The 10,953-nt window shown below is 63.6% G+C and carries 7 protein-coding genes; 5 read left to right on the plus strand and 2 right to left on the minus strand.

Annotation, left to right across the window (positions count from 1 at the left end):
* Positions 1-70 precede the first annotated feature (70 nt).
* The 5 genes from mycP (at position 71) to AB0876_RS07375 (ending at position 6,725) form a co-directional block, all read left to right on the plus strand.
* Complete coding sequence (gene mycP, locus AB0876_RS07355; protein ID WP_491840459.1) at positions 71-1,420, plus strand: type VII secretion-associated serine protease mycosin; 1,350 nt, start codon at positions 71-73, stop codon at positions 1,418-1,420.
* Positions 1,417-2,814 carry a type VII secretion protein EccE gene (gene eccE, locus AB0876_RS07360; protein WP_526041620.1) on the plus strand — a complete coding sequence of 466 codons (1,398 nt, stop codon included), beginning with the start codon at positions 1,417-1,419 and terminating at the stop codon, positions 2,812-2,814. The genes mycP and eccE overlap by 4 nt, the downstream gene beginning before the upstream one ends.
* Before the next feature lie 100 nt (positions 2,815-2,914).
* Positions 2,915-3,244 carry a YbaB/EbfC family nucleoid-associated protein gene (locus tag AB0876_RS07365; protein ID WP_491840461.1) on the plus strand — a complete coding sequence of 110 codons (330 nt, stop codon included), beginning with the start codon at positions 2,915-2,917 and terminating at the stop codon, positions 3,242-3,244.
* A 251-nt stretch (positions 3,245-3,495) separates the two neighbouring features.
* On the plus strand, positions 3,496-4,236 hold the full coding sequence (locus AB0876_RS07370; RefSeq protein WP_526041621.1) for a type VII secretion target: 741 nt from the start codon (positions 3,496-3,498) through the stop codon (positions 4,234-4,236).
* Between the two features lie 104 nt (positions 4,237-4,340).
* On the plus strand, positions 4,341-6,725 hold the full coding sequence (locus AB0876_RS07375) for a TPR repeat domain-containing protein (RefSeq protein ID WP_526041622.1): 2,385 nt from the start codon (positions 4,341-4,343) through the stop codon (positions 6,723-6,725).
* A 919-nt stretch (positions 6,726-7,644) separates the two neighbouring features.
* Here the strand turns inward: AB0876_RS07375 and AB0876_RS07380 are convergent.
* A complete protein-coding gene (locus AB0876_RS07380; RefSeq protein ID WP_526041623.1) occupies positions 7,645-9,195 on the minus strand; it encodes a PPE domain-containing protein in 1,551 nt (516 codons plus the stop codon).
* A 132-nt stretch (positions 9,196-9,327) separates the two neighbouring features.
* Positions 9,328-10,482 carry an EspK C-terminal domain-containing protein gene (locus AB0876_RS07385; protein ID WP_526041624.1) on the minus strand — a complete coding sequence of 385 codons (1,155 nt, stop codon included), beginning with the start codon at positions 10,480-10,482 and terminating at the stop codon, positions 9,328-9,330.
* Positions 10,483-10,953: the final 471 nt, after the last annotated feature.

Genomic DNA, 10,953 nt, shown 5'->3' on the forward strand with positions numbered 1-10,953 from the left:
CGGATATTGTTTGCTGAAAGTGCATCAGCACACTGCAGACAAGTCCGATGTCGTTGGGGGAGTGTGAGGCGTGCAGCGCTTAGCCGTGATGCTGCTGGCAGTTTTGCTGGCCCTATTCAGTGCGCCTCCGGCGTTCGCGATCGATCCGCCGGCGATCGACGCCGCGGCCGTTCCGCCTGATGAGACCGGCCCCGATCAACCGACGGAGCAGCGCAAGATCTGCGCGACGCCGACGGTCATGCCGAACTCGAACTTCGCCGACAAACCCTGGGCCGCGGACTACCTGAAGCTGGCCGAGGCGCAGAAGTTCGCAACCGGCGCGGGAGTAACTGTCGCGGTGATCGACACCGGGGTCAACGGTTCACCTCGGGTTCCGGCCGAGCCGGGCGGCGACTTCGTCGACGCCGGCGGCAACGGAATGTCCGACTGCGACGCCCACGGGACCCTGACGGCATCGATTATCGCCGGGCGCCCGTCCCCCACTGACGGATTCGTCGGTGTGGCCCCTGAAGCGCGACTGATTTCGCTGCGTCAGACGTCGGTGGCGTTCCAGCCCAAGGGTTCGCGGCAGGATCCCAACGACCCCAACACCACCCAGACCGCGGGCTCGATCCGCAGCCTGGCCCGCTCCGTGGTGCATGCCGCCAACCTGGGCGCGCAGGTGATCAACATCAGTGAGGCCGCCTGCTACAAGGTGACCCGCCGGATCGACGAGTCCAGCCTGGGCGCGGCCATCAACTACGCGGTGAACGTCAAGGGCGCGGTGATCGTGGTGGCCGCCGGCAACACCGGCCAGGACTGCACCCAGAACCCGCCGCCGGATCAGTCGCTTCCGGCCGACGCCCGCGGTTGGAAGGGCGTGCAGACGATCGTCAGCCCAGCCTGGTACGACCCGCTGGTGCTCACCGTCGGCAGCGTCGGCCAGAACGGTCAGCCGAGCAACTTCTCGATGTCGGGACCGTGGTTGGGCGCGGCAGCACCGGGCGAGAACCTCACTGCACTCGGCTATGAGGGCCAACCCATCAATGCCACCCCCGGTGAGGACGGCCCGGTACCGCTGAACGGCACGTCGTTCTCGGCCGCGTTCGTCTCCGGTCTGGCGGCGCTCGTCAAGCAGCGCTTCCCGGATCTGACCCCGGCCCAGGTGATCAACCGGATCACCGCCACCGCGCGCCATCCCGGCGGCGGCGTGGACAACTATGTCGGCGCCGGCGTGGTCGATCCGGTGGCCGCGCTGACGTGGGAGGTCCCCGAGGGCCCGAAGAAGGCGCCGTTCCGCGTCAAGGAAGTTCCGCCGCCCGTGTACATTCCGCCGCCAGACCGCGGACCGATCACCGGAGTGGTGGTTGCCGGAGTTGCACTCGCACTGATTCTCGGGATCGCCGCGATGACCCGACGCGCATTGCGGCGGCGCCAATGAGCTTCTTGCAGCGGCATTTCGGCTTCCGCTTCACCACGGGGCACGCCATCTGGGCGGCCACGCTGATCCCGGCGTACATCGCGATATGCATGCACTTCAACCTGCTGTGGCTGGGAATCACGCTGTCGGTGCTGACCGCGATCTTCTCGGTACTCACCATCCGCGGTTACCGGCTCACCGGTTGGGTCCGGGCGATCTTCTCGTGGCGGCGCCGCCACCGCAGTACCCCCGACGTGCCGTCGGAGCCTGCGGTCGGCGCCACCGTGATGCCGGGCGACCACGTTGCGGTGCGCTGGCAGGGTGACTACCTGGTCGCGGTGATCGAGCTGGTGCCAAGGCCTTTCACCCCGACCGTGATCGTCAACGGAGGTGCCGTCTCCGACGACACCGTCAGCACCAAGCTGGTCGAGAAGCTCTTGGCGGCGCACTGCCCGGATCTGGAGGCCGACATCGTCTCAGCCGGCTATCGAGTCGGCAAGACCGCTCCCGCGAGCCTCGTGGCCCTTTACGAGCAGGTGGTGGGTCCGTATCCCGCACCGGCCAACCGTCGGACCTGGATTGTGATCCGTGCGAACCCGGAGGAGACCCGACGCTCAGCCCAGCGACGCGACAGCGGGGTATCCGGGCTGGCGCGGTACCTGGTGGCGTCCGCTACGCGTATCGCAGACCAGTTGGCCAGCAACGGGGTCGACGCACGATGCTCGCGCAGCTTCGATGATTTCGACAAGGCCACCGAGATCTCCTTCGAGAAGGAGACCTGGTCGGTGATCAAGGGCCGCAGCACCTTTACCGCGGCCTACAACGCTCCCGGCGGTCCGGATGTCTGGTGGTCGGCGCGCGCCGACCACACCACTACGTGTGTGCGGGTGCGTCCCGGGGCCGCCCCGACGACGACGGTGCTCTTGACGACGTTGTCCAATCCGACGACGCCGCGCGGTTTTTCCTGCCTGTATGGCGGGCAGCGGGCGGCCCTTCAAGGCCTCACCCCGGTGACCGACAAGCATCATGAGCTTCCGATCGGTTCGGCCGGCGTGCTCGTCGGTGAGACCTCGGACCGCTATCCGGTGTACATGCCGTTCGACAACGTCGACGTCAGCATCAACCTCGGCGACGCGCGCCTGTTCACCCAGTTCGTCATCCGCTCCGCCGCATCCGGCGCCGTCGTGACCCTCGGGCCACAGTTCCGCGAATTCGCCACGATGATCAACGGTCGCGTCGGCCGCGTGCCGCGCGTGGCCTGGCCGCACTCGACGACGTATCTGGGTCCGCATCAGGGCGTCGGCCGAGTGATCATGCGGCCCAACTTTATTGACACGCCACGGCACCGTCAGCTCCCCATCACGTTGATCAACCCACGTGAAGAGAGCCGCTACCAGATGGCGCTGGAGCAGTGACATCAAGCTTCCTGGGAGAGGGGTCCCAGAAAGGTCGGGAGGACACCGAAATGACGAGGACATGGGTAATTCAGTCCGGCCAAGCGGGACAGGGTTCGAAGTGAACGACGATATGCACCCGGAAGTCGCCGCGGTTCTACGTCAGGCGCAACGCCTCCAGTCGCTGATGGACGATCAGCTGCACAAGATGGCCAACGAAACCTTCACTGCCAGCGACGAAACCGACACAGTTGACGTGACACTCGACGGTCACCACAACCTGAAGTCGATCTTCATCGAGGATGGTCTGCTGCGGCTCGGTGCCCAAGTGGTTCAGCAACGCCTCAACGAGGCGCTGCAAAAGGCCACTGCGCTTGCGTCGGCCTCGATCGAGGCCGACCGCGAACGCCTCGACGAGGTCGCTGCCCGGATTACGGCCGAGGACGCCTAGCGGGACGACGGTGCCCCGATTCGGTGCGAATGTATTAGGTTTGCGGCGTTTCGGTGGCCTGATGCCAGTCCAGGTCTCACGTGGTCAAGCTGTGACCACAGCCTCGACAATGACAGCATGAGCCAAATTCCGGCCCGCGGTCCATCGACGGCGACTGCCCGACCGTTGGCTGAAAAACTTCTGAACGTGTCGACCACGCACGGGCCATAGGATTGCTCTATCAGTGCACGCCAGGATCCGAGGGGGATTCCGTGACCCAACTCAATGTGAGCACGAGTGCCGTCTCCGCATGGGGCGAGCAGTTCAACGGCCTCAGCGATGCGATAGGCAACGTCATCAGCGGTGCACCGGGTACTTCAGGTATCGAAAGCAGCCACGGGCCGGTCGCATTCCCAACGCAGAGCGCGTTCAGCGGAGCATATTCGGCGCGGGGCGATGCATTGGGCGCCACGCAAGTCGCGTCCGGAATGATTGGCGATTTGTTGCGTCAAGCCGCCCAGGCCTACGACCGCGGCGATTCGGAAGCGGCCGGACGTTTGCGAGCGCAGGCGGACCAGCTCGCGGGCGAGAGCAGTTCACGCTCGGCGGCCGTGGGAGGTTCAGGGGGCGGCCAAGGCGGCGGTATGCAAGCCGCTAGCCAGATGATGGGCCAATTCAGCCAAGTTGCCAGCCAGATGATTCAGAGCGCGACACAGCCCGTGCAGGGCATCATGCAAGGGATGTCGCAGATGCCACAGCAGGTAATGCAGGGTGTGCAGAGCATCGTGCAGACTGCGACGCAGGCGGCAGGTGGCGGGGCGACTGCGGATGCCGCGGCCCCGATCCCCACTGCGGCGACGGCCGGCGGCGCACCAACCGAAGCAGCCGGTTCGCACTCAGGAGAACGGGCGCCGGTTCATCACGAAATCATGAGCGAAGAACGAATGCGGGAAATGCAGGGGCTACCGAGCCACGGCGAGGATCGCGTCAACGGCCCGGTCACCAGAACTTAGGAAAAGTCGGGGCCGTTCGTCTCGTTCGCGCCGCAACTGCAGTGGCAGCTGGACCGATAGTAGCGAAAGCGTCTTAGCGGCGCTGATCACGGAGGGATTGAGCTGTGAGCTTGTTGGATACGTTTGCCTCGACGTGGGCGCAAGCACGCCAGACCTACGGCCACGGCACGCCGCAGGGTGGTGCACAGTTCGACAACAGCGGCCAGTTGCGTCAAATGCAAGACTCGACCGCCGCCGCCGCGCCGGACCACCGGTGGCAGGGCAGCGCTTCGGAAGGATACGCCAAGGTCAACAAGGATCATGCCGCGGTATTTGGCAAGCTCGCCGATCTCGACACCAAGATGGCCGCCGAGATCGACCGCGCGGCCGCCTCGGTGACCGCAGGTCGGCAAAACTTGGACAACATTAGAAGTTGGGTGACGGCTGCTACCGGCTCCCTCAACGAGAACAATGCGACCGATCGGCGCTTGCTCGCCCAGATCGTCAGTAAGGGGCTGGGAGGGATCACCGAAGCCATCAACCAGACCGACAACGAGCAGCGTGAGATCGCCGGTCGCCTCGCTGCTCTACAAAGCGAGTACCAGGCGCTGACGAAACAGAAGTTCGCGCCCGGGGCGAAGCCCGGTGACAAAACCGACGAGACGACAGGCGAAAAGAAGGACGATGCCCAGGCGCTGACCGAGAAGGAAAAGGCCTCGGAGCAAGCGGACTTAGATCCAAAGCTGCAGGCCGACCGCGATGTCGGGGACGCACTAGATGGCAAGCATCCGGAGGCTGCCGCACGCGTCGATGAGGTGCTCAGTTCCATCAAACCCGGTCAAGACCTCACCCCTAAGCAAGACGCCTACTTGACCCAAATGCACGATCATCAAAAGGGCATGAGCGTCAAGCGATTCCAAGAAGTCAGTGACATGCTCGGTGGGCACAAGAACATCCTCGCGGACTCTTGGCAGCTGATGAGCAATGAGGATGTCAAATTCTCGGGCGGTACAGGCGAACCTCCGAAGGGGGCGGCGTCGCAACTGCCTGACAGCGTCCAGGAAGTTCTGCGAGAGGCGGATACAAAGACCCTGGTTAGCAATAATCCCCCCACGTATAGATTGACGAACGCTGACGACTTACAGGCCATCTCGCAGATAATGAAAGACGGTAACCCTCAGTTTCAAACCGGCACTGAACTCGACAGGCAGGTTATGCTCGCCGCAGACAGAGTGATGGATGAAGTCGCATCTGATAACTCCATACACGGCAGCACTCCTGCCATCCAAAGCCTGTTCGAAGCCGTCGATGACGATCATCAGATCATCAATGACCACCTCATGGGTCGAAATGGCGTAAGCGCCGACGATTTCCTCAAGGACGTGAACGCCATCCGCTGGGACGACCATGGCAAGGCGGCAGGTCACCTATTTAGCTGGACGAATGAATCGCACGACTCGCACGTGGCAGGCGAGCGGGCGCTAGCTTCGGAAACAGCCCAGAAGTACGCCAGCTATATCGGGAGCCATCACGAACTGATGGGTATCGATGGCAAGACCTTGGGGCAGCTCAATCCCGAGTTGGTCCAAGGCTATGCTCATGGTCTGGCAGATTATATCCCCGATATCGCCGGGTTGAATAACGCCGCCGACGATGGTTATACGTTCCAGAACTTTGAACCCGATGGGCAGGAGCCAGATCGCCCCGTCGCAAAAGGGATATTCTCAGTTCTGAGCACTGACCCGCACGCTTATAAAGAATTCCATGGCGCAGCCCACGCGAATGCTCTAGCAGCCAGCTACTCCTGGGCAGACGATGTCAGGGATAATAAACCCGTCTACCAGAACGATGCCAGGCTAGTAGATGCGCAGACATTGAAAGGGCTTTCGGCGGTTGGGACTCAGCAAGCCGCGACTGCACTTAATATGAATGCGCACGACGTATGGGAGCAGCAAAAGGGTGCATACGAGGTCGCTCAGAAAGTGATCACGGGAGGCTTCGGCGCCATACCGGTCTATGGCGTGGCCGCGGGCCCGAGCTTCGATGTATTCGCAACCGTAATGCAGGATTCAATCATCGGCACAGAGCCGAAATTCGCGGACTACACTATCCCACCACCGTCGCCAGCAAACAGCGCAACCTATGCACTCAACGCATTGTTGGCCAGGGACGTCCCTCTCGCGTACGACTCGTTCTCGGAATTTGAGCCACAAAAGTATTTTACTGACGCGGAACCGCCCGCAGCGGGGACCCGTGCGGGTGGTTATGCCGACGACCCCTATCAGCCCAGACCCGGTTATCATCCTCAAATCCATGATCTTTCAGGACTAAAGCACAATGACGTAACGCAGGGTCAAGCAGACGGGGTTCTCGTCCAAGTACTCAACGCCACTGTGCCACGCATACCGGGCGATACCACGGATGCTACTCAGGCGATGCTGACTGAATACGACAAAGTGACAAAGAATCCCACTGTGAAAATCGCACACGCACCGGAGGCGCAACCATGATTTGCGCACGAACTAAATTGCTAATAGTCATGATCGCCTTTGCTGGTCCGCTGTTCGGTGGGTGTGGAGTTTTAAATCGCGCCAACGAACAGGGCCTCCTGTGGCCCGAGGGAATGAGCGGCGTTCGGGTGCAGTGGACCGCCGAACCGGAAGTTGACCTCGCCAAGGGAATTGCGGTGCCAGTGCGGGCCTACCTCGAGTCGTACAACGTCGTAACCAACACGGGCAACATCAATAATGCATATCCAGGATTCCTAGAAGCGGTTCCACCTAATGAACCTAGCGACCATTCCGACAGTCGGACCGCTCGAGACCGACGACCGGACGGAGATTCTCACGAGGCTGGAGTTACATTTGTGGGTAATCTGGGCTTTCACATTCAATCGGTACAGACTGAGGCTGGCCGCGCGACCGTGACGGTATGCAAATACAGCTATAAGCTGGGAGCCCGCCGCTACGACGGGGCCTACGACCCACTCGTTCCTGGCGGACCGTCTGTCGAACGCGGCATCGCGGGGATTCGATTGGACCTTGTCGCTCCACCCGATGACCAGACAGCAGGGACTCTGCCTCCGCAGCGTGGGCCGGCAGCCGCCCCAAAAGTCAACGTGTTCGGCGGTTGGCAAATCGTCGGCTTTCTCACGACCTCTGGCGCCCCGCAACAGGAATGGCCAACCAAAGATCAAGTTGTAGCCGACTGCGTAGCGACTGCGCCAGACTCACTCGACCAGAGGAATAGGTTGGCTCGCGGCCCACTCACCGCTGCAGATTTCGCGTCCTCACCCGCGACTCCTGGATGGCCGGATTAGCCGCACCCGGCGGTCGAACACCCAAAGTGCTTCTAATGCACCAAATTCGGGGGCGGCTAGCACGGTGACCCGTGATGTTTTCACAGGTCACTGCGCCAGCCGTACGCCCCCTACTTCTTGTTTTCCTTGCCCTCCCTGCGCGGCCGGTGTCCGATGATGGCTTCGGTGTGGGCACGGTCTTCGACGTAGAGGTCGTCGTCGGGAGTCAGGTTGGGATCGCGGCGCTTCTCTTTGCCCTGGTTGCCCTGACCGTGGCCACCACCCATACCGCCCATACCGCCGCCCATGCCGCCCATGCCCGCACCACCCGGTGCCGCGCCAGCCGGCCCGGCTCCACCGCGCGCGGCCGCGGCGGGGTTGGCCGCAACGGAATCCGCGCCGACCGCCGGTCCCAACGGGGCCGACGGCACTCCGCCACCGCCGCCTCCGCCGAGACCGCCTCCGCCGCCTCCGGCGCTCGCCGGCTTCAGGCCAGGCTCGCCTAATCCGGGGAGGTCTCCAAGCTTGTCGCCCGGCAGGCCGCCGGGCATGCCACCGGACGGCGAGCCTCCACCGGACGGGGAGCCACCGCCAGATGGCGAACCGCCGCCTGAACCTGAGCCACCACCGGCGCCCTTGCCTTGACCAGACGGCGCCCCGGATTGCTGACCTGTTTGACTGGCGCTGGCCGGCGACATGGACGGTTCCCCGGCCGACAATTGACCGTCACTCTTCTCGTCACCCCCACCGGGGCCACTCTTGTTGCCGCCGCTGGTTTCGTCTTTGCCACCGGAGTTGCCGGGACCGGTGCCATTCCCACCAGCTTTCCCGAATGGCGGACTCGGCGGTGCGGGCATCTCCGGCCGCGCCGACTGCGCGTACCCATCACGAACGCCGAGCGATCGGCGCTCCGCCTCCTCCATAAGGCTGGCGACAGCGTCGACCTCAGCCTGGCTGCCGCCGTTCGACATAAGTTCTGTTAGCTGCTTATCCAGAGCATCGTAGGCTTTTGCGATCGGTTTGTGTTCGGCCTCGGCCTTGTTGTGGGCCTGCATAATTGCCAGGGCCGCGACACCATACTTTCCCCACGCGTCGGAGAGGTCCTCAATCCAATCGCGAAACAGGTTGAACTTGCGGAACGCCGCGTCCGCCGCCTCGCCCTCCCAGTCATCGATGTTCGAATCGGGAATATTGAATTTCAAGCCGAAATGCGCCTGCGCCGCTTTAGCGATCGCCGCATCCAATGAGGCGGTACTGCCTGGGTTGTTGAGCAATTCCTCGGTTTCAGGCACCGTGGCGTACCCATCCGAAGTCACCATCCCCGGTTGCGGTGGCGCCGGTGGTAGCTGCACCTCAGGCCCGGAAGTGTTCGGAACCGGGATGGCCTCCATCGCCTGCGTCCTCTCGATACCGACCTTGCCGGCCTCGTCGACGTTGCTATAGGCGGTGGCGGTATCGCGCAACATGGCCGCCATCCGCAGGCTTTCCTGCTTACTGGCCTTTGTGTACTGCTGCAACGACTCGCCGTAAGCGTTCAGGTTGTCGATCGCTGCCTGTGTCGATTTCAACCCATCCGGCGCAGTGGCTTTCGGCGCCTCAGAGGGCCAAGCCCCTTCGTTTCCTTCGATCCACTGCGCCCGCGCATTCAGCTCGTCTGCAGCGACCTTAACGTGTCCGCCCACCCGTACTCCTCACACCGTGGTCCTCAACGAAGACCTTTGAGCCACAACCAGATTGTGCACAATGATCGCGCCCTACCGATCCACCTGATCGAGAGATCGCGGCGATTCCCGACAGCGCGTCGGCGAGCGCCGTCAACTCGGTTCTCCGAGTGCGTCAGAGTTCAGTACTGAAACATGCTGCCAATACAGTGCGTCGGCGATCGCCTCCCGCTGACTGGGTCCATCGGTGGCCGTGTATGCGGCGTGCATCGCCACCTCATACATGTGCTGGCCGTAAGCCACCATCGCCTGCAGCTGCACCGCGACCCGGCCCGGGTCACTGTTGAGCAACGGACGGAACACCGCCATTAGCAGCTTCACCCGACGATCCTCCGGCGGTTGTGGATCCACCGGCGCCGGCGGCAACAACTCCGTCAACCCGGCATCGCTGACCTTCGACAAACGCTCGGCCACCTCGGGCGCGATCAACATCAACCGTGACCGACCCTGCATCTGGCCATTGGTCGGCAAATCGTCGGGGTGCAGTACAACCGACGCTGCCCCCGAGTCGAACCCCTTGAGTTGTTCCTCGAGCGCGATCACAGCCCGTAGTTGCGTGTCGTGGGCCTGAGCCCAACTCTCCAGCGCCAACATCGGATACGTCGCCGACCGCCCCCGCTCCCTAGCCGCAACCGACTCATCGACGCTGGCGAACTTCACCTGATCGGGCAAATTCACCCCGTCCGGCACAAAACCCAACCCATAGTTATTGGCCACCACGATCGTGCCGTCGTTGGTCAATGCGGTCAGCCACATGAACCGCGGAGCGGTTGTGCCGACGTTCAGCGCCGCCGCGATCCGCCGAGCGAGCTCCAACGGATCAGTACTGGACCGTCGCGACGCATTCGCAGCTGCATCGCGCTCGGCACGTGCCGCCGACACCGGAATTGGCGCGACCTGTGCGCCGCCACCGGCCGTCGGAGTAGATGCCGGGTTCACTGCCGGACCGAGCGCGCCCGGAGCCGGCGCACCGGGCGAAACAGGCGCGGCGGGAGGTGCGGTCGGTGGCGGGCCCAACGGCATCGGAGTGCTCGGTGCGGCACCGGTGGGCGGACCCGCACTTACCGGGGCAGAACCGGCGCTGGCCACTCCACCTGCTGCCTGTGCCATGGTTCCTGGTGCCGGCGGGGCTCCCGTCCCGGCCGGCGCGGTGTTGAGCGGCTGTGTGGTGGGCTGTCCGCCAAGTGGCTGAGACGGTGCCGACGACATCTGCTGCGGGGGCCCACTGGCCTTGGCAGCGTCTGCCATACCCTTCTGGAACTGATCCAGCGGATTCGTCGGCTGAGCACCCGTGCCGGCGGCACTGGTCGAAGCGCCAGTCGCCCCCGCTGCGGACGCGGCGTCCGAATTCGGCCCACCTGCCGACATCGGGGACACGCTTGGTCCCTGCGAACCGCCACCGGTCGGCGGTGGCGCCTGCGTGCCGGGTACCGCGGCAGGGGGAGGCCCAGCGGCGGGCGCTTTGGGCTGCGGGTTTGGTTTGGCGGGCCCGGGCGGTGGGGGCGCTGTCTGGTTGGATTGTTCAGTCGCGGGCGATGGATCACCCTGACCGCCAGGAGAAGCCGGATTGACTGGCCCTGGTGGAGGGGCCGGCGCTGTCTGGTTGGATTGTTCAGTCGCAGGCGATGGATCACCCTGACCGCCAGGAGAAGCCGGATTGACTGGCCCTGGTGGAGGGGCCGGCGCTGTCTGGTTGGATTGTTCAGTCGCAGGCGATTG

The sequence above is a fragment of the Mycobacterium sp. NPDC049093 genome, assembly GCF_040704635.1.
In the GTDB taxonomy this organism is placed as follows: Bacteria; Actinomycetota; Actinomycetes; order Mycobacteriales; family Mycobacteriaceae; genus Mycobacterium.

Excerpts from the sequence above, each read along its gene's own strand:
- eccE (WP_526041620.1), top strand. The coding sequence starts at position 1,417 with ATGAGCTTCTTGCAGCGGCATTTCGGCTTCCGCTTCACCACGGGGCAC.
- AB0876_RS07385 (WP_526041624.1), bottom strand. The coding sequence starts at position 10,482 with ATGGCAGACGCTGCCAAGGCCAGTGGGCCCCCGCAGCAGATGTCGTCG.